The organism is Ruegeria sp. HKCCD4884, from assembly GCF_013110855.1.
Classification (GTDB): domain Bacteria; phylum Pseudomonadota; class Alphaproteobacteria; order Rhodobacterales; family Rhodobacteraceae; genus Ruegeria.
The window spans coordinates 228,204-246,146 of sequence record NZ_WVRJ01000006.1; the positions used below are offsets into that span (position 1 = coordinate 228,204).

Annotated in this window: 17 protein-coding genes and 1 tRNA gene; 11 read left to right on the plus strand and 7 right to left on the minus strand. The window is 57.7% G+C overall.

The window, feature by feature from the left end; translation table 11 throughout:
- Nucleotides 1-20: 20 nt before the first annotated feature.
- Nucleotides 21-683: a TetR/AcrR family transcriptional regulator gene (locus GS636_RS11360; protein WP_171669526.1), complete on the plus strand. Its 663-nt coding sequence runs from the start codon at nucleotides 21-23 to the stop codon at nucleotides 681-683.
- Nucleotides 684-898: 215 nt separating this feature from the next.
- Here the strand turns inward: GS636_RS11360 and GS636_RS11365 are convergent, their stop codons facing one another.
- Both GS636_RS11365 and GS636_RS11370 read right to left on the minus strand, forming a co-directional pair.
- Nucleotides 899-1,519, minus strand: a complete 621-nt coding sequence (locus tag GS636_RS11365) for a pyridoxamine 5'-phosphate oxidase family protein (protein WP_171669527.1) — start codon at nucleotides 1,517-1,519, stop codon at nucleotides 899-901.
- An 11-nt stretch (nucleotides 1,520-1,530) separates the two neighbouring features.
- Nucleotides 1,531-1,995, minus strand: coding sequence for a nuclear transport factor 2 family protein (locus tag GS636_RS11370; protein ID WP_171091529.1), 465 nt, complete (start codon nucleotides 1,993-1,995; stop codon nucleotides 1,531-1,533).
- 304 nt (nucleotides 1,996-2,299) lie between these two features.
- On the opposite strand from GS636_RS11370, the gene GS636_RS11375 reads away from it, so the two are divergent.
- The 3 genes from GS636_RS11375 (at nucleotide 2,300) to GS636_RS11385 (ending at nucleotide 5,598) form a co-directional block, all read left to right on the plus strand.
- The gene (locus GS636_RS11375; RefSeq protein WP_171186290.1) at nucleotides 2,300-2,863 is read left to right on the plus strand and encodes a TetR/AcrR family transcriptional regulator; all 564 of its coding nucleotides are present in this window, start codon (nucleotides 2,300-2,302) and stop codon (nucleotides 2,861-2,863) included.
- A gap of 140 nt (nucleotides 2,864-3,003) precedes the next feature.
- A complete protein-coding gene (locus tag GS636_RS11380) occupies nucleotides 3,004-4,161 on the plus strand; it encodes an acyl-CoA dehydrogenase family protein (protein WP_171091526.1) in 1,158 nt (385 codons plus the stop codon).
- Nucleotides 4,162-4,326: 165 nt separating this feature from the next.
- Nucleotides 4,327-5,598 (plus strand): FAD-dependent oxidoreductase, encoded by a 1,272-nt coding sequence (locus GS636_RS11385; RefSeq protein ID WP_171669528.1) that lies wholly within the window; start codon nucleotides 4,327-4,329, stop codon nucleotides 5,596-5,598.
- A 2-nt stretch (nucleotides 5,599-5,600) separates the two neighbouring features.
- Here GS636_RS11385 and GS636_RS11390 read toward each other — a convergent pair whose 3' ends face one another.
- Nucleotides 5,601-6,302 (minus strand): SDR family oxidoreductase, encoded by a 702-nt coding sequence (locus tag GS636_RS11390; RefSeq protein ID WP_171669529.1) that lies wholly within the window; start codon nucleotides 6,300-6,302, stop codon nucleotides 5,601-5,603.
- A gap of 103 nt (nucleotides 6,303-6,405) precedes the next feature.
- Here GS636_RS11390 and GS636_RS11395 point away from each other — a divergent pair, with 103 nt between their 5' ends.
- Nucleotides 6,406-7,257: a LysR substrate-binding domain-containing protein gene (locus tag GS636_RS11395; protein ID WP_171669530.1), complete on the plus strand. Its 852-nt coding sequence runs from the start codon at nucleotides 6,406-6,408 to the stop codon at nucleotides 7,255-7,257.
- On the opposite strand, the gene GS636_RS11400 is transcribed toward GS636_RS11395, so the two are convergent.
- Nucleotides 7,248-8,150, minus strand: coding sequence for a LysR family transcriptional regulator (locus GS636_RS11400; protein WP_171669531.1), 903 nt, complete (start codon nucleotides 8,148-8,150; stop codon nucleotides 7,248-7,250). The two genes, GS636_RS11395 and GS636_RS11400, sit on opposite strands and share 10 nt — an antisense overlap.
- A 75-nt stretch (nucleotides 8,151-8,225) precedes the next feature.
- On the opposite strand from GS636_RS11400, the gene GS636_RS11405 reads away from it, so the two are divergent.
- The 5 genes from GS636_RS11405 to GS636_RS11425 all read left to right on the plus strand — a co-directional run bounded on the left by GS636_RS11405 (nucleotide 8,226) and on the right by GS636_RS11425 (nucleotide 15,399).
- Nucleotides 8,226-11,438: a reductive dehalogenase gene (locus tag GS636_RS11405; RefSeq protein WP_171669532.1), complete on the plus strand. Its 3,213-nt coding sequence runs from the start codon at nucleotides 8,226-8,228 to the stop codon at nucleotides 11,436-11,438.
- A 125-nt stretch (nucleotides 11,439-11,563) separates the two neighbouring features.
- Nucleotides 11,564-12,430 (plus strand): xanthine dehydrogenase family protein subunit M, encoded by an 867-nt coding sequence (locus GS636_RS11410; protein ID WP_171647826.1) that lies wholly within the window; start codon nucleotides 11,564-11,566, stop codon nucleotides 12,428-12,430.
- The gene (locus GS636_RS11415) at nucleotides 12,427-12,906 is read left to right on the plus strand and encodes a (2Fe-2S)-binding protein (RefSeq protein ID WP_171091513.1); all 480 of its coding nucleotides are present in this window, start codon (nucleotides 12,427-12,429) and stop codon (nucleotides 12,904-12,906) included. Before GS636_RS11410 ends, GS636_RS11415 begins: the two co-directional genes overlap by 4 nt.
- Nucleotides 12,906-15,161, plus strand: coding sequence for a xanthine dehydrogenase family protein molybdopterin-binding subunit (locus tag GS636_RS11420; protein ID WP_171669533.1), 2,256 nt, complete (start codon nucleotides 12,906-12,908; stop codon nucleotides 15,159-15,161). Before GS636_RS11415 ends, GS636_RS11420 begins: the two co-directional genes overlap by 1 nt.
- Complete coding sequence (locus tag GS636_RS11425; RefSeq protein ID WP_171105585.1) at nucleotides 15,154-15,399, plus strand: MoaD/ThiS family protein; 246 nt, start codon at nucleotides 15,154-15,156, stop codon at nucleotides 15,397-15,399. Before GS636_RS11420 ends, GS636_RS11425 begins: the two co-directional genes overlap by 8 nt.
- Here the strand turns inward: GS636_RS11425 and GS636_RS11430 are convergent.
- A complete protein-coding gene (locus GS636_RS11430; protein WP_171091507.1) occupies nucleotides 15,396-16,100 on the minus strand; it encodes a DUF374 domain-containing protein in 705 nt (234 codons plus the stop codon). The genes GS636_RS11425 and GS636_RS11430 overlap by 4 nt on opposite strands.
- 142 nt (nucleotides 16,101-16,242) lie before the next feature.
- Between GS636_RS11430 and GS636_RS11435 the strand changes: the two genes are divergently transcribed.
- A tRNA-Trp gene (locus GS636_RS11435) sits at nucleotides 16,243-16,318 on the plus strand.
- Nucleotides 16,319-16,446: 128 nt separating this feature from the next.
- On the opposite strand, the gene GS636_RS11440 is transcribed toward GS636_RS11435, so the two are convergent.
- Nucleotides 16,447-16,770 carry a hypothetical protein gene (locus GS636_RS11440; RefSeq protein WP_171669534.1) on the minus strand — a complete coding sequence of 108 codons (324 nt, stop codon included), beginning with the start codon at nucleotides 16,768-16,770 and terminating at the stop codon, nucleotides 16,447-16,449.
- A gap of 58 nt (nucleotides 16,771-16,828) precedes the next feature.
- Complete coding sequence (locus tag GS636_RS11445) at nucleotides 16,829-17,755, minus strand: alpha/beta fold hydrolase (RefSeq protein ID WP_171188489.1); 927 nt, start codon at nucleotides 17,753-17,755, stop codon at nucleotides 16,829-16,831.
- Between the last annotated feature and the right edge of the window lie 188 nt (nucleotides 17,756-17,943).

Below are 17,943 nucleotides of genomic sequence, written 5' to 3' on the forward strand. Positions count from 1 at the left end.
AATAAGGCAAGGTGAAAATCATGAGTCTAAAAAACATAGAAAAACCAAGGCAAAGAGCGCCTTCCAAGCGGTCCTTGGAGACGCGGGCGCGGATCATGGATGCAGCGGAATTGGTCTTTGCCGAACGGGGATTCGAAGGTGCCTCGATCCGCGATATTGCCGCTTTGGCGGGTGTGCAGATCGGCCTGGTGCACCATCACGGCGGCGGAAAAGAAGAACTTTTCTATCGCACCGTCGCGCGCCGCGCGGATGAACTGGCGCAGTTACGGGTCGAGACGCTGAACAAAGCCAGGGCAGAGGGGTCGCTGACATTGCACAGCATTCTGGACAGCTTTATCCGCCCTTATGTAGAGCTGGCTGAAACGGGTGGTCCAGGCTGGATGGCCTATGGCCGACTGGTTGCGCATGTGTCCGTCGATCCACGGTGGAGCGACATTGCCGCCGAGTGTTTCGATCCGACAGCCCAGCACTTTATCGCAGAGATTGCTACGCTTTACCCCGATGTTGATCCGGCAGTGTTGGCCAGTGGTCAGGTGTACTCGGTTTCAGCCATGTTGGCGCATCTCAACAGCGGCTGGCGCGTTAGGGCGCTGTCGCAAGGTGGTAATCAGCCTGACATAGAGCCCTTGGTCGAGTTTTGCGCCGCAGGTATTGCAGCAATGGTCAAAGCCAGTCGAGGCTGATCGCCTTTCACTCCTGCTGCAGGTGATCAAATAGCATTGTGCTGAACACAGAAGGCGATGTGCGCACGGCGCTGGGTGACGCGAAAAACCCAAGCATCAGGATCAATAGTATCAAGGCCGCTGCCGCTACACAGGCTGCCGAGAGTTGAACGACTGAACGAACCATTGCGCAAATTCCTTTCCTGTAAATCGAAAACCCGGCATCGCCCGACGCGTTAGCCTGACTTGGCCAACTCTTGTTTCAGCCGCTCATTTTCTGCCTGCAACTGGGCTAGTTGCTGTCCAAGCGTGTTGAGATGGGGGCGCAACTCGGCCTCGGTGAAGCGAGGGGTGATGTGGCGCGGGCAGTTCCAGTCCAGTGCCTCGACGCGGATGATCACGGCACGTTCCGCCGGGGCCTCGGCCCCTTCGGGATACAAACTGGCTGCAGCGGCTTCGCCTTCTGTAAATTCGACACGCCCAAGGATCTTCAGGCGGCGCTGATTGGCGTAATCCATCAAGATCATCGCAATCCGATCATTCCCATCCAGATTGCCGCGCGAGATATACTGCTTGTTGCCGGAAAAATCCGCATAGCCGATGGTCTGCGGCCCCAGCACTTTCAAAAACCCAACAGGCCCACCGCGATACTGCACATAGGGCCAGCCGGTTTCAGACACCGTCGAATGATAGAACCCGTCACGTGCCTGAATGAACTCTTTTTCGGGCTCGCCGATCAAGTGGCCCTGCTGTGGCCCACTTTCGATGAACTTGGCATAGGTTTTTGCCGATCCCATCCGCTCTTGATGGGCGCGGACGGCTGGGGTGAAGGCGCGTTCGGAAAAGGCACGGGGCATGGTGATTCCTTTCAAAGACCTAAATCTGACAGTCCGGGATGATCTTCGGGGCGTTCACCTTGCGGCCAGTGAAACAGACGGTCCTCTTCGGTGATCGGCAGATCGTTCAGCGAGGCGTGGCGGTACGACATGCGCCCGTCTTCGGCAAATTCCCAGTTCTCGTTGCCATAAGAGCGGAACCACTGGCCGCTGTCGTCTCGCCATTCATAAGCATAGCGTACAGCAATGCGATGTCCGGCAAAGGCCCAGAGTTCCTTGATCAGGCGATAGTCCAGTTCCTTGCGCCATTTGCGCGTAAGGAAGGCGTGGATGTCGGCATGGCCTGACAGAAACTCAGCCCGGTTTCGCCATTGACTGTCCTCAGTGTAGGCGGGCGTCACCCGGTCGGGGTCGCGACTGTTCCAGGCGTTTTCCGCCATCCGCACTTTTTGAGTTGCGGTTTCGAACGTGAATGGGGGCAGAGGAGGGCGAGACATGAGGCAAGGGCTTTCAGGTGAGTGATGCGGCCAGAAGGGCCATGGTCAGAAGGAACGGAACGTACTGAGGTGGGAAAATGCTGGCGCGACGTTTCATCGGTCAAATCCTCTGGTGTACAGATCGGTTAACTTTCGAATTCAAAGTGTACCGATCTGTTAACTTTTGCAAGAGTAAACTTCGAAAAATTTCAGATCGAGACTGTTGGGTCTAATAAAATTTTTAAAATCAGGTATTTGATTTGGTGTTATTGTACTTCGCGTTTCGGGCTAATATGTACAGAACGGTACACTATGGAGCCGAATCATGCGCCCAAACAAACGGGACGAACTGGTGAGCAAGGCCCTGAAGGTCTTTTACCGCGATGGGTTTCACGCGACTGGCATGGACAAGCTGGTGGTGGAAACGGGTGTGTCCAAAACGTCGATGTACAAGCACTTCCGCACCAAGGAAGAGCTGATCCTTGCGGCTCTGCGTTTGCGGGACGAAAGCTTTCGTGATTGGTTTCTAAAGCGAATTGACGAGATGGCGGAAACGCCAGCCGAGCAAATCCTCGCCAGTTTCGATGCGCTGAAAGAATGGTTCGAAGAAGATGAGTTCCGGGGGTGCATGTTCATCAAGGCAGGCGCTGAATTCCAGGACCCGGATCACCCGATCCATGTACAGGCTGCCGAACACAAGCAATTCCTGCTGGACCATTTCACTTCGGTTGCCGAGCAAGCCGGTGCTTCAGACCCGCATAAACTGGCCTGTCAGATCGTACTGTTGCAAGAAGGGGCTATTGTCTCGGCCGTTCTGCTTCAACAATGCGATCCGGCGCAAGACGCCAAGGATGCAGCGGCAAATCTGCTGGATGCGGCATTGTCCTGAACCTGCTCAAGAAAAAGTGGTTCTTTCAGTTTTGGGCATGAGACGTTGCGTTGTTCGACGGCAGGACGCGGCGTCACATGCATTGGCGTGAATCAGGCGGAACGCTAGGCTTACTGGAAAGATTGTCTGGAGAGCGTTCGATGCCACTTTTCACTTCCACCGCAGCGTGGGTCACCGACGAACACCGCATGTTTGCGGATATGGCAGGCCGGTTCATGGATGATGAACTGTCGCCGAATATCGAAACCTGGGTCGAAAACGGCGTGGTGGATCGCGGCTTTTGGCGCAAGGCGGGTGAAACCGGGCTGATGGCGGGTGCAATCCCCGAAGAGTATGGTGGTGTCGGCGGCGGCATGGGGTTCGATGCAATCACCGCCTACGAACAGGGCGCGCGTGGCGATGCCGGTTGGGGCTATGGCATTCAGTCGATTGTGACGCATTACCTCACCGCCTATGGCAGCGAAGATCAAAAGCACAAATGGCTGCCGAAACTTGCTTCGGGCGAGATGGTTGGCGCGTTGGCGATGACGGAACCCAGCACCGGGTCAGACGTACAGGCGGTGCGGACGACGGCTGAAAAAGACGGAAACTCTTATCGGCTGAATGGATCCAAGATTTTCATCACAAATGGGCAGTCAGCTGACCTGATTATCGTAGCGGCCAAGACAGACAAATCCGAAGGCGCGCGTGGTGTGTCTTTGATCGTGGTCGAAACCGAAGGGGCCGATGGCTTTCGCCGGGGGCGGAACCTTAAAAAACTGGGCATGAAGGGCAACGATACGGCGGAGTTGTTCTTTGAAGATGTCAAAGTGCCGATGACCAACCTGCTGGGGGATGAAGAAGGGCAGGGCTTTTACCAGCTTATGAAACAACTGCCGTGGGAGCGGCTGAACATCGCGATCATGGCGCTGGGCGCGATTGATTTCGCCATCGCTGAAACGGTCAAATACGTGCAGGAGCGTAAAGCGTTTGGACAGCGGGTGATGGACTTCCAAAACACCCGGTTCAAGCTGGCGGAATGCAAGACCAAAGCCGAGGTTCTGCGCAGCTTCATCAACGATTGTGTTGCCAAGCTGGAAGCCGGCGAGCTGGACGCTGCCACCGCTTCGATGGCCAAATATTGGGGTTCAGAGGTGCAGAACGAGATCATGCATGAGTGTCTGCAGCTGTTCGGCGGCTACGGCTTCATGATGGAATACCCGATTGCGCGTCTTTATGCGGATGCGCGGGTTCAAATGATCTACGGTGGGACCAATGAAGTGATGAAAGAGTTGATCGCACGCTCGATCGACGTTTGAAAGTTTCCGGGCGGCGTCCCGCCCGTTTGCGTCATTTCTTAAAAAAGACCTCTTCGGTGCGTATGCATCAAGAGGTCTTTTTCGTTCCGACTGCACCTGAACAAGTCCGCTTGCAAAGCGTTGTTTTCGGTAAGATGATCCGCGCAAAAGACTCAGAGGCCAGATGTGAACGATCCCGAAAATGCTCTTTGGCGCAGCACCTGCTCCGAGACGGTCTCAGCCCTACCCCTGAACGCAGACACCGAAGTTGATCTGGCGGTCATTGGGGGCGGATATACCGGATGCTCAGCGGCATTGACGGCAGCCCGCAGTGGCGCGTCGGTATGTCTGCTTGAGGCACAAGAGATCGGCTTTGGCGGATCGGGTCGCAATGTCGGTTTGGCCAATGCTGGCCTCTGGCTTCCGCCTGAAGAAATCCGTGCTCATATCGGAAATGTGGCGGGTGACCGCCTTATTGATCTGCTGGCCCAAGCGCCCTCAGACGTGTTCGCGTTGATCGAGAAGCACGGCATCGCCTGTGAACCTGTGCGCAACGGAACCTTGCATTGCGCGCATTCCGCCGCCGGACTGAAAGACCTGCAAACGCGCCACGCACAGCTGAGCGCGTCAGGTGCGCCGGTTGAACTGCTGTCGGCGGATCAGGCACGGGAAAGAACCGGTAGTGATGCGTTCCATGGGGCTTTGTTCGATCCTCGCGCCGGAACCATACAGCCGCTGGCTTATGCGGTCGGGTTGGCGCGAGCGGCGGCGCAGACCGGGGCGCAGATACATGGGCAAAGCCCGGTGCAGACCATGCGCCATGAAAACGGCCAATGGGTGCTGAATACACCGAAAGGGGTGGTGCGGGCCAAGTCCCTCATTCAGGCGACCAACGCCTATCACCTTGGTTTGCCAAATACCGCGACCGCCTATGTGCCGGTTTATTACTTCCAATACGCGACCGCTCCGCTGTCGCATAACTTGCGCGCCAGTATTCTGCCGCAAGAAGAAGGGTGCTGGGATACCGGTTTGATCATGACGTCGTTTCGCCTGGATCAGGCAGGCCGCATGATTATTGGCGGCATGGGCGACCTTGGCAATGCAGGTCGGAGTGCACACACCGCCTGGGTCCGACGCAAACTGGCAGAGCTTTACCCTCAACTCGCCGACCAGCCGTTTGAGCAAGGATGGCACGGCCGGATCGCCATGACGTCCGACCATATCCCGAAGATCACGCAGATCGGCCCGAACGCTTTGGCCGCCCACGGGTACTCCGGTCGCGGCATCGGACCCGGCACGGTGTTTGGTCGCATGATGGCCGAAAGCCTTCTTGCCGAAGATCCCACACGTTTACCTGTGCCCGCCGTGCCCGAGCATCGCGAAAGCTGGACACGCGTGCGCCGCGCTTTTTTTGAATCCGGCGCGGCGCTGACACACCTGATAAAGGCACGGTTCTGAGGTCAGACAGACCGGGTGATGCCGCCATCCACCCGGATATTCTGCCCGGTGATGTAGCCGCCCCCTTCAGATGCCAAAAGGGCCACGACCGAAGCGATCTCGTCATAGCTGTGCCCATAACGCCCCATTGGAATGCGACTGCGGAATTCTTCTTTCTCGGGCAGACTGTCGATGAAGCCCGGCAGGACGTTGTTCATGCGGATGTTCTCGGAGGCATATTTGTCCGAGAACAGCTTGGTGAATGCGGCCAAACCAGCCCGCAACACACCCGAAGTTGGAAACACCGGATCAGGTTCGAATGCGGCAAAGGTTGAGATATTGATGATCGCCCCACTACCCTGCGCCTGCATGATCGGCGTCACCAGCCGGGTCGGACGGACCGCGTTCAGGAAATAGACATCCATGCCGGTGTGCCAATCCTCATCCGTCAGCTCAAGGATCGGGGCGCGGGGGCCGTGACCAGCGGAATTCACCAGTACGTCAATACGCCCCCAATGGGCCATCGCAGCATCGACAAGCTTTTGCAAATCCACGGTGGACTGGTTCGAGCCGGTCACACCGACGCCACCCAGCTCGTGGGCCAAGGCTTCGCCTTTGCCAGAGGCCGACAAAATACCAACCTTGAACCCATCTGCTGCCAGTCTGCGTGCGGAATCTGCACCCATGCCGCTACCGCCGGCTGTTATAAGAGCTACTTTTTCCATCTGACATCTCCGTTTTCATTTGATCCCAAGATGGCGATCAAGGCCTAGTTTGACCAATCAGTTATGCTGACTCTATGCTGTAGAAAATCTACAGGACCATTTCATGGTAGCTCTTCCTCCTCTGAATGCTTTGCGAGCCTTTGAAGCCTCTGCGCGACATTTGAATTTTCGACTGGCCGCCGAAGAACTGGGCGTGACGCAAGGCGCGGTTGCACAACAAGTGAGGGGGCTAGAGGCCAGGCTGGGTGATGTTCTGTTCGACCGCTTGCCGCGTGGTTTGCGGCTGACTGAAGCCGGACGCAAGTTTCATGCGCCTTTACGAAGGGCCTTCAGGTTAATTGAAGAGGCTGTAGAGGAGTTATCGCAGGACCGCCAGATCATATTGTCGGTCACGCCTAGCTTTGCCTCAAAATGGCTGGTGCCACGACTATCGGATTTCATCGACTCGTATCCGGATATCTCGGTTCAGGTGGACGCGCGCGAACGTCTGGCGGATTTCAAATCGGATGGCGTGGATCTGGCGGTCAGGCAGGGCAGGGCGCCCTTTGCGTCCGACCTGGATGCCGTGCCGTTGTTCTCAACAGAATTCGTCCCGGTGTGCAGCCCATCCATTGCCGGGCAAGTGACCCATCCCTCTGATCTGCTTGGGCAAGTATTGCTCAATGACACTCACGGGTTGTGGCCTTTGTTTCTTGATAGGGTGGGCGTAAGCGGCAAGCCACGGATGATGAGCTTCAGCCAGACCAGTCTTGCGATTGATGCCGCACTGTCCGGGCAAGGGATCGCACTTGCCAATGCGCCGCTGGTTGCGTCCGAGCTTGCTTCGGGCCGTCTTGTCCAGCCACTTGAGGATGTCTTGATCGAAGATCTGGGGTTTTACATTGTCGCGCCGCGCAAGCCACGGCAGCCGCAAATGGTTGAGATCATTCGCAACTGGCTGTTGTCTCAGGTCTGAAGGGTGGCTGCGATGGCTTCGATCCGGGCGCGCAGCCAACGGTGTGCGGGATCATTTGCGGATCGCTGATGCCAGACCATGTAGATGGACACAGGCGGGCATTCGAAAGGCAGCGGTGCGCAATCCAGCGCGGCAAGCGGCCCCTGTTTCATCAGCGCCGTATCGGTCGAGATCAGGTCGCTGCCCCGTACGAAGGCCGGAATTGCATTGAAGTGCGGCAAGGTCACAACGGCAGGTCTGATCTGGCTTTGATCGACGCCGCGCATGACAGCGCGGGCGTTGCGGCCATCGGCAAAGCGCACTTCGACGTGATCGCTGTCGCAATATGCCTGCCAACTGTCCGGCGGATTGCGTTGTGCGGCGTCGTAGAACATCATCAGCGGGCTGGTCATCAGGCGTTTCTGAAAGATATCCGGCCCATCGGGTGGCAGCGGGGTAAGCATCAACTGGCACCGGTCACTGCGCAGCAGGTCAGGATCTGGAACGCCCGAGGGGATGAATTCCAACTTCAGGCGCACTTTTTCGGCGCGGGTTTCGCGAAGGAGTGGCGGAAAGATCGACTCACGCGGCATGTCGTTGGTGGCGATGCGTATGTCGATCTGTTCGGACAAGGGGTTGAACGGTCTGCCCTCGGTCAGTGCGCGCATCCCGTCCAACACCCTTTGGGCCGGGTCTTTCAGGGACAGAGCGCGCTCGGTCGGAATCAGGCCCTGACCGGAACGGACAAACAGCGGATCACCCAACACCTGCCGCAGCTTGGCCAAGGTATGGCTGATCGCGGATTGTGTGACGCCCAGTCGGTCCGCAGCTTTCGAGACCGAGCTTTCCTCGAGTATGGTCAAAAATGTGCGCAGGACTTTGCCGTCGAGGTCTGTGAAATTGATTTTGCTCATACTGTTTATGATTATGCATGAATGGTTTTGCTGTCCATGTCGGGATAGGAGATGGTAAGCAACAGGAGGCGCATAATGGGAATCCGCTTTTTCTCGGATAAAAACCGGCCCGTTCACATGGGGCGTTACCCGCTGGAGCGTTTGGCCCGGACGGACGAAGGGCCGGACCTGTCGCTTGTTCCTTCGATGGCTGAACTGAGTTTTTACCGACCGGAACATCCAGGCAGCATCGTCAACGCGATGGGCGAATTTCAGGCGATGATGGACGCCATTCGCGACGGGCTGGTAAACCCGGTTGCGTCAGAGATACCTTCCGACCCGCAGGAACGTGCCAACCATCTGAAAGCGTTTGGGTATTTCAACGATGCGTCAATGATGGGCTGCGGGCCTTTGCCGTCGGCTGCTTTGCTGGCGCAGCCGCGCCGCAACCCGGATATTGACCGGCTTGCCCATGCGTTGCGCACACGCCAGACCAAGACCCTGGCCTCAGGGATCGACGTCATCATGGCGGATCTGAAAGACAGTATGGAGGCTGCGCCCAAGCCGATCGACAGCCACCGGAACAGCATTGTTTTTCTGTACGAATACAATCGCGACCCAGACCCATCAGAACCCGGCGCAGACTGGATCACAGATGCGCAGGATCATCGTGCCTGTCTGCTGGCCACCGAAAATGCCGTGGTCATCGCCAACTATATCCGTCTGCTGGGTTTTGACGCGCGGGCGCACAGCGTGATGTCGTCAGAAGTTGATTTGGGCAAGTTGGCCGTGGCCGCCGGGCTTGCCACGGTCGAAGACGGGGAACTGATTGCTCCGTGGCTGGGGACACGATTTGGTCTGGCTGCCGTCACGACCGAGATGCCCATTGCCCATGACCGACCGCTCAAGCCCATGGCGCAACAGCCCTGGTTTCACACACAAGGGCCGGCATGGTGGCTGGGAACTGGCTTTGCCAAAAATGCCCTGAACCGTGATCCGTATTCCAAACGGCGCTATGTGGACGGGGCGCATCCGTTCGAGAAACTCAAACGGGTCGAGACGCCGACCACGTATATCGACGAAGAAAACGTCGCCCGTGTACCCAAACGTGCCGACATGTTTGCCCGTGCTCAGTTCGGCGATATGGGCAAGTCGCTGCAGGACGCTGCGAAAGGCGGGTACTACGTTCGCAAGGCCGCGCCCAGCTTCGCGCAACGCCGCGCGTTGGGGGCCTTCGTCCTGTTACAGGATGGGGAAAGCGCTGAGGCTATAAAACCAACTGACGCCCAAAGGAATGCGGCGAATATAAAAGCGGCGACCTATTTCCTCGGGGTCGATGCGGTGGGCCTTAGCCGCTGCCCAGAATGGGCGTGGTATTCTCATGATGCGACGGGTGAAGAAATCGTACCGCCCCATGATCAGGCGATCAGCATGATCATCGATCAGGGCTATGAAACGATGGAAGGCGCCAGCGGTGATGACTGGATCAGCGTTGCCCAGTCCATGCGTGCCTATCTGCGCTTTTCGCTGCTGGGCGGCGTGATTGCACAGCAAATCCGCAACCTCGGCTACAAGGCCAAAGCGCATACGGTGATGGATGGCGAGGTGCTGCAACCTCCGTTGCTGTTGCTATCTGGTCTGGGTGAGGTCAGTCGGATCGGAGAAGTGATCCTGAACCCTTATCTCGGCCCGCGACTGAAGTCCGGGGCTGTGACCACCGATATGCCGATGGAACACGACAAACCGATTGATTTCGGCCTGCAGAGCTTTTGCGAGTCTTGCAACAAATGCGCGCGCGAATGTCCGTCGGGCGCGATCACGGCCGGGCCGAAGCTGATGTTCAACGGCTATGAAATCTGGAAATCCGACAGTCAGAAATGTGCGACCTATCGGGTAACAACACCAGGAGGGGCGATGTGCGGGCGGTGCATGAAAACATGCCCGTGGAACCTTGAAGGCATCTTCAAGGAACGCCCGTTCCGCTGGGCCGCGATGAACATCCCCTCTGCCGCGCCCGCACTGGCCAAGCTGGACGATGCGGTCGGCAATGGCGGTCTGAATGACATCAAGAAATGGTGGTGGGATATTGAGCTGCAGCCGGACGGTTCCTATCGCCCCACAACGCATCCGTTGAACCGGCGTGATCTGCAAACGGATCTGGACCTGAAATACGAAGATCAGACGCTGGCCGTCTATCCCGCCTATCTGGCCCCACACCCGTGGCCCTATCCCTTTGCCATGGATCGCGAGGCCGGGATTGCGGCCTACGAGGCCATGGTGACAGCCGATGAATACAAGTCCCGCAAGGCCAGCGGGGATATGTCGGTCATCCACCGCTATCAGATCGCCGGTGACGCACCGGTGATGCGGGTTGCCGTGACCAAGGTCGATAAGATGACCGCCGATGTAACGAAGTATGAATTCTCAACGCTGGACGGTGCGCCCCTGCCGGGATGGGCGGCGGGCGCACATCTGGACGTATTGGTCGCGCCGGAATTCTTGCGGCAATACTCCATGTCCGGCAACCCGTCAGACAGGTCGACCTATCAGATCGGTGTGCTGCGCGAAGATGAAGGGCGCGGTGGCTCGGCGCTTTTGCATCGCATCTTCAACGAGGGGCGCAAAGTCTTCATCTCGAAGCCGATCAACCATTTCGAACTGGATGAAACGGCAACCAAGACCTTCCTGATGGGCGGTGGTATCGGCATCACTCCGATGATAGCCTTTGCCCATCGCCTGCACGCCTTGGGTCGAGAGTTCGAGTTGCATTACTCGGCTAGCACGCGGGGCGGGGCCGGGTATCTGGCGGATCTGGCCGCGATGCCCTGGGCAGATCGCGTGCATTATCATTTCTCAGATGAAGATACCCGCGCCGATTTGGGTGCGATCCTGTCTGGCTATCAGGACGGATGGCATGTCTACACCTGCGGACCGGATCGCTACATGGACGGGGTGATGCAAGCGGCTGAGCGCCAAGGTTTCCCGGAAGAGACGCGACATTTGGAATATTTCTCGGTTCCCGAAACGCCCGAATACGAAAACCATCCATTTACAATCAAGCTTACCCGCTCGGGGAAAACGCTGTCTGTGCCCGCAGAAAAGGACGCCGCTCAGGTCTTGAATGAAGCTGGGTTTCACGTGGATGTGAAATGTGCTGACGGCATCTGCGGCGTGTGCAAATGCGGTGTCGTTTCAGGTACGGTCGAGCATCGGGATTTCGTTTTGTCCAAGAAACAGCGCGAAGGCGCGATGATCCTGTGCCAAAGCCGAGCGGCGGAACCCGACGGCGTGATTGAAATCGATCTCTGAACCCTTCCTAAAAGCGACATCTGGAATTTGAATTTTGGTCGCTCGGCCCATGGACGCCGGACGAGGGGTGAATTAACGTCGCCCCGAACCCAGATATCCCTGATCAACAGGTACGAGGTAGCTTCATGGATTATCACAGCCCCGCCAGCTTTGCCGAAGCTTCGGCTCTGGCTTCAAATGCGACGGGTATTACACGGTTTCTGGCGGGTGGCACCGATGTTTTGGTGCAGTTACGCTCGGAACTGGTGACACCCGATACGCTGATCGACATCAAGAAAATCAACGGTGTACACGACATCACCCGCAATGCCGATGGCAGCTGGACGCTTGGTGTGGCCGCAACCGGTGCCGAGATGAGCGAGCATCCTGATCTGGGCAAAGATTGGCCCGGCGTGGTTGAGGCGATGGACCTGATCGGATCCACCCAGGTGCAGGGGCGCGCAACTTTGACCGGCAATTTGTGCAACGGGTCTCCGGCGGCTGATTCCGTGCCAGCGATGGTTGCAGCGGGTGTGACGGTCACGGTCACCGGCCCGGATGGCACCCGTGAGGTTGCAGTCGAGGATATCCCCACTGGCCCTGGCAAAACCGCACTGACGAAGGGCGAGGTCATCTCGGCCGTCCATATTCCTGCTCGGGGCGACAGCGCAGGTGATGCCTATCTTCGATTCATCCCGCGTACGGAAATGGACATCGCCGTTGTTGGCGTCGGCGTAAGCTTGCGTCTGGACGGAGACACCATCGTCGAAGCTCGGGTGTCTTTGGGGGCGGTTGCCCCCACGGTTCTGCTGGTGGAAGATTGCGCGAAAGCCCTGATCGGCAGCACGCTGGACGATGCCGCGCTGGATGCGCTGGCTGCCGCCGCCTCTGCCGCCTGCAATCCGATCGACGACAAACGCGGCACGATCGCATTCCGAACCGAGGTGGCTGGCGTTCTGGCCAAGCGCGCCGCGAAAATCGCCTATACCCGCGCAAAGGGAGAAAACGCATGAGCAAGCTCCACGTATCCACTACCGTGAACGGGGACACGGTTGAATACCTTTGTGACCCGCGCGAAACTTTGCTGGATTGTCTGCGCGACAAGCTGAACCTGACCGGCGCGAAAGAGGGCTGCGGCACCGGGGATTGCGGTGCGTGTTCCGTCACCGTTGATGGCCGTCTGGTCTGTTCTTGCCTGATGCTGGGCGTCGAGGCCGAGGGTAGGCAAATCGAAACCGTCGAAGGCATTGCAGACGGCGACGTTCTGCATCCGCTGCAAAAGAAGATGATCGAATATGCTGCTTTGCAGTGTGGTATCTGTACTCCGGGTATTCTGGTGGCGGCCAAGTCGCTGCTGGAGAAAAACCCGAACCCGACCGAAGAGGAAACCCGGTATTGGCTGGCAGGCAACCTGTGCCGCTGCACCGGTTATGACAAGATCATTCGCGCCGTGATGGATACGGCGGCTGAGATGCGGGAGGCGTCGTAATGGCTCTGGACGATCGTAAATCAGGTTTCACATTTGTGGGCACTCGCCCAAACCGCCCTGACGGTCTGGACAAGGTTACAGGCCGTGCCAAGTTCGGCGCGGATATTTCGGCACCTGGAATGTTGCACGGCGCTGTTCTGCGCTCTCCTCACGCCCATGCACGGATTGTGAAGATCGATACGTCAAAGGCCGAGGCTCATAAGGATGTCAAAGCCGTTGTGACCCGTGCGGATTTTGCGGACGTGCCCTTCAAGCCGGGGCTGGAAGGCGAGTTCTGGAATGTTCTGGAAAACGTCATGGCTGGTGAGAAGGCGCTTTATGACGGTCACGCGGTAGCTGCCGTGGCGGCGACATCTGCGCTGGCGGCCCGTGATGCGCTCAAGCTGATCGAGGTCGAATACGAAGTACTGCCCCATGTCACCGACGTGGACAAGGCAATGGCTTCGGACGCACCTATCATCCGCGAAGGCGCGGCAGACTATTCCGTACCCGAAGGGATGCACCCCAACGTGGTCCGCTACCATGAAAGCGGTCACGGCGATGTCGAGGCCGGATTTGCCGAGGCCGATCTGGTGATCGAAGACAGCTTTGTGACCGAGGCGACCCACCAGGGTTATATCGAACCGCACGCTTGTCTGGGCATGTTGGGTAATGACGGCAAGGGCGAACTGTGGTGCACAACGCAAGGCCACTGGATTGCGCAGAAAACCTGTGCCGCGTTGCTGGGCATCGAAACCTCGCAACTGCGTGTAACCGCGTCTGAAATTGGCGGGGGGTTTGGTGGCAAAACCACAGTTTTCATTGAACCTGTTGCACTGGCGCTGAGCCGCAAGGCCAATCGTCCAGTTAAGATCGTCATGACGCGATCCGAGGTATTCCGAGCAACCGGTCCGACGTCTTCCGCATCGATGGACGTAAAGATCGGGATGAAGAAGGACGGTACGATTTCGGCAGCACAAGGCGTGTTCCGCCTGCAGGGTGGGGCGTTCCCCGGCGCACCGGGCGACATGACCGCTATGTGCGCCTTCGCGCCTTATAACCTGACCAACGTCAAGCAAATTGGCTATGACGTGATGTCGAACCGGCCCAAGCAGGCGGCCTACCGGGCACCGGGCGCGCCAATGGGGGCTTTTGCGGTTGAATCGGTCATCGATGAGCTGTGCAACAAGCTGGGTCTCGACCCCGTCGACGTGCGCCTGAAAAACGCCGCCCATGAGGGTACCAAGGCCAGCTATGGCCCGACCTATGAACGCATCGGTCTGGTCGAAACGCTTGAGGCTGCCAAGGCGCATCCGCATTACGCAGCACCGCTGAAACCGGGGCAGGGGCGGGGGATTTCCTGCGGGTTCTGGTTCAACCATGGTGGTGAGACCAGCGTATCCTTGGCCCTGTCCGAAGATGGCTCGGCCCAGCTGATGGTCGGAACGCCTGACATTGGCGGTTCGCGCGCGTCGATGGCGCTGATGGCGGCCGAGGTTCTGGGTATTGCCTATGAGAACATCCGTGTCACCGTCGCCGACACCGCGACACTGGGTTACAACGACGTGAGCCACGGCTCGCGCGTGACCTATGCAAGCGGTCTGGCGACGATCAAAGCCGCAAAACATGCGGTCGAGAAACTATGCGAACGCGCGGCGGCCAAGTGGGGCATCCCGGTTGATGCAGTGAAGTGGGAAGACGGCTGCGCGGTGCCTTCGGGCCCCAATGCAGGCGATTTCGATCCGATGCCGCTGGCCGACATCACTGCGGATATGGGGTCAACCGGCGGCCCGATCTCGGGCCACTTTGAAGCCACCCCGGAAGGTGCGGGCGTGTCTTTTGGCACTCATATTGTCGATGCCGAAGTCGATCCTGCAACCGGCAAGACCTCGATCACCCGTTACACGGTCATTCAGGACGCCGGTAAAGCGATCCACCCGACCTATGTTGAGGGTCAATTCCAGGGTGGAGCCGCCCAAGGCATCGGTTGGGCTCTGAACGAGGAATACATCTATGGCGAGGACGGGCGCTTGCAGAACTCGATCTTCCTCGACTATCGCATTCCCGTTGCCAGCGACCTGCCGATGATTGACACGGTGATTGTCGAAGTACCCAACCCCGGCCACCCATTTGGTGTGCGCGGCGTGGGTGAGACAGGCATCGTGCCGCCATTGGCTGCTATCGCGAACGCTGTGTCCAACGCGGCGGGCGTGCGGTTGAAGCAACTGCCCATGTCGCCACCGCGCATTCTGGCTGCGCTCAAGGACAATGGTTGAAGTCCACCTTTGGTCCGGCCTCCGGTCATTGACCGGGGGCCAACAAGTGGTGGAGGTTGAGGCCAAAACCACTGGCGAACTTTTGCGGGCGTTGGTTCAGGCCCACCCGCAATTGCAGGCCCCCATCGATGCGGGGGTCTCTATCGCGATTGACGGGCGCGTCATTGCCACCGGGCTTACGGAACCAATCCCCGAGGGCAGCGAAGTCTATTTGATGCAACGCCTCAGGGGCGGTTAGGCATCAGGCGACCAAGGCTCACGCCCCACCATTCGGTCGGCTTCGGCTGTGATATCGTTCATGTGCTGTTCAAGGCTCAGGCGCAGGGTCTCGAACTCTTCTTCACTGGCTTTGCGTGGCACCGTTTCCGTCCATTCGCGGCACAAAAACACACCTTCATTGCGCCAGGGGCGTGGCATCAGCAGGCGGTCCCATGTACCGGCCTCGCGCCCGTGTTTCGCAGAAAAGGTGATGCCAAATACCCGTTTGCCCGATGTACGCGCCCAGACCAGAGGTACAGTCGACAGCACCCGTTCTGGTCCGCGTGGCCCATCCGCAGCAATGCCGATGGAAATGCCCTGCTTCATCTTACCAAGCACTTCACGCGACAGGGCCACGTGCCGCTTGTGGCTGGACATGGCGATTGTGTCCATACCGAACTGTTCCTGCACCCGGCCCACCATGCTGCCGGCGCGGGCTGCGGACGTGATCGAACAGATCCTGCCTTTGTCCAGTGGAAAGAAATACGGGGACTGCGCCAACCGCTGGTGCCACAGTACAACGATTACCGGCTCTCCCTGTTCGGCCAATTGGTCCAGTTCTTCGTACCCGATGCGTTGCCAGCGCGTGTTGCGGTTAACCCATCTAATATAGCTGGCGATCCGTCGTGCCACCCAGTTCAGCACAACTTCGCTGTCTGCGATCTTCTTGCGGAGGTTCACACGGGCTTCCTTTTGCTGGCCGGACCTTGTCTTAGCGCACTGCACATTTTGCGCAACTTGTTTGTCGGATCAGATAGTGGTGTGGAATCTGAAAAAGCCTCTTGAGTCCGCCGCGCGGCTGGCATATCTGAGTGCTCACCACAGGGGTATAGCTCAGTTGGTAGAGCGACGGTCTCCAAAACCGTAGGTCGCGGGTTCGAACCCTGCTGCCCCTGCCATTTTAATCCCAAGCGAGAACCTGACCGGGATGTGTATGCAGCCCACGCGAGTTCTGTGCGCGTGACATAGGCATAAACACCGTCGGCGGTCTTGGGAGAGTTTCAGAACTTTTCCGCAGAGTTTGAAGTCAATCCGATTTCTCGGGCTGAGACACGACCCCCAGTTTCTCTTCCCAAATTTGCCGATAATCCTGAAACAAATCAGTTCTTTTCATATGAAGTGCCGCCAAGGCACACGCGGCCCACATTGCGATATCGTATTCCGCGTCGCTCTTCTTCAGTATATGGGCGTGTAGTGCCGCAGCTTCTGGTGTTGAAGGTTTATGCATGGGCGTCAATGCTCCGCTAGCAGTCAAAACCGTTTCGCAAAAGGACGTGGCAAGCGAATTGGCCACCTCCGCATAGAACATTATGCAGTGGCCATGTGAACGCGCAGCAAATATGTCGTTCATCTCCAGTTAACTTTGCGACAGCGCTTCAGCCCCAAAGAGAGGTTGGGCAACCGAGTGATCAGACCACCAATGCCTGATCTCCGATATTGGTCTTTTGCCGGGTTGGCATCGTTTTCGCCGGATGACCGTCGATCGTCAGGGCGAGGTCCTTATAAAACCCGTTGCTGTCGAACCACCAGCGATGAGATTTCATCAACTTGCGTTGACCTTTGGGAACCTCTCGCAAATATTGATGGTCGCAAAAAACATCCCAATGACCTTTCGAGGTCAGTTTGGGCATCCCGATGCGCCCCGCCCGCTGACGCCCGCCATGTACAATCCCCCCGGCCAGGGCCAGAACCTGGTCTTTGCCGCTGTAATAGTTGGTGAACCGCTTGCTGCGCTTCTTCAGAACCAGATCACCCCAGGCGCCTTTTTCTAACCACTTTTCATCGACATCACCAGACGCGAACACGACCTGATCCGCCGACCAGACCTTGTTTCCCGGTCCGGCGGCATCCCCGAAGTCCGAGAATGCGCGCAGGACAACCAAAGCCCCCATGGAATGCGCGATGAGGTGTACTTTAGGGCGAGGAGACATTCCCAGTAGCGGCAAAATCCCGTCCCCGACCAGATGTGGGGCTACAGCCTTGGCATCGTTACGATCCGAGTCGTAGGCGTGAACCGATCCGTCGCTGGGCCAGTCAAAGGCGACGACCGCCCCCTTATACCCGTCGGCCCTGAGATTGCTTTCAATTTTTGCCAGCCGGTCCAGCATACTCTTCTGGCTTGTATTGAACCCGTGGACATAGATCAGGACGTCAGTGTCTCCGCCTTCCTGGCGGACCAGATCCAGCCATTTGGCTTTTTTGATGATGCTGCCTTTGCGAATTTTACCCCCCGGGCTTTGTTGGGTGATGTGTACGTATCTGGTCTTTGCGGCAGGCTTTAAGGTGAATTTCTTCTTTTGTGCATTGTATGTACGGCGGGAAAAAAACAGGGCCATGCTTCAAACTCCATTCCAAGTAATCTGTGAAATCTGCCACGAAGTGTCATTTTTTCAAAATTCCTCGCCTTTCCAAAAGAAGGACAGTTGTCGCTGACAGTAAATTGCAACACGCGTATCCCGCGATGCAGGCTGCCGATCCCTGTTCCCTCTGCCGACGGAATGCCCTAGTGTCCGCTGCAATTACA

Excerpts from the sequence above, each read along its gene's own strand:
- GS636_RS11405 (WP_171669532.1), top strand. The coding sequence starts at position 8,226 with ATGGGAATCCGCTTTTTCTCGGATAAAAACCGGCCCGTTCACATGGGG.
- GS636_RS11420 (WP_171669533.1), top strand. The coding sequence starts at position 12,906 with ATGGCTCTGGACGATCGTAAATCAGGTTTCACATTTGTGGGCACTCGC.
- GS636_RS11415 (WP_171091513.1), top strand. The coding sequence starts at position 12,427 with ATGAGCAAGCTCCACGTATCCACTACCGTGAACGGGGACACGGTTGAA.
- GS636_RS11440 (WP_171669534.1), bottom strand. The coding sequence starts at position 16,770 with ATGAACGACATATTTGCTGCGCGTTCACATGGCCACTGCATAATGTTC.
- GS636_RS11400 (WP_171669531.1), bottom strand. The coding sequence starts at position 8,150 with ATGAGCAAAATCAATTTCACAGACCTCGACGGCAAAGTCCTGCGCACA.
- GS636_RS11390 (WP_171669529.1), bottom strand. The coding sequence starts at position 6,302 with ATGGAAAAAGTAGCTCTTATAACAGCCGGCGGTAGCGGCATGGGTGCA.
- GS636_RS11395 (WP_171669530.1), top strand. The coding sequence starts at position 6,406 with ATGGTAGCTCTTCCTCCTCTGAATGCTTTGCGAGCCTTTGAAGCCTCT.
- GS636_RS11365 (WP_171669527.1), bottom strand. The coding sequence starts at position 1,519 with ATGCCCCGTGCCTTTTCCGAACGCGCCTTCACCCCAGCCGTCCGCGCC.
- GS636_RS11425 (WP_171105585.1), top strand. The coding sequence starts at position 15,154 with ATGGTTGAAGTCCACCTTTGGTCCGGCCTCCGGTCATTGACCGGGGGC.
- GS636_RS11445 (WP_171188489.1), bottom strand. The coding sequence starts at position 17,755 with ATGGCCCTGTTTTTTTCCCGCCGTACATACAATGCACAAAAGAAGAAA.
- GS636_RS11410 (WP_171647826.1), top strand. The coding sequence starts at position 11,564 with ATGGATTATCACAGCCCCGCCAGCTTTGCCGAAGCTTCGGCTCTGGCT.
- GS636_RS11375 (WP_171186290.1), top strand. The coding sequence starts at position 2,300 with ATGCGCCCAAACAAACGGGACGAACTGGTGAGCAAGGCCCTGAAGGTC.
- GS636_RS11370 (WP_171091529.1), bottom strand. The coding sequence starts at position 1,995 with ATGTCTCGCCCTCCTCTGCCCCCATTCACGTTCGAAACCGCAACTCAA.
- GS636_RS11380 (WP_171091526.1), top strand. The coding sequence starts at position 3,004 with ATGCCACTTTTCACTTCCACCGCAGCGTGGGTCACCGACGAACACCGC.
- GS636_RS11360 (WP_171669526.1), top strand. The coding sequence starts at position 21 with ATGAGTCTAAAAAACATAGAAAAACCAAGGCAAAGAGCGCCTTCCAAG.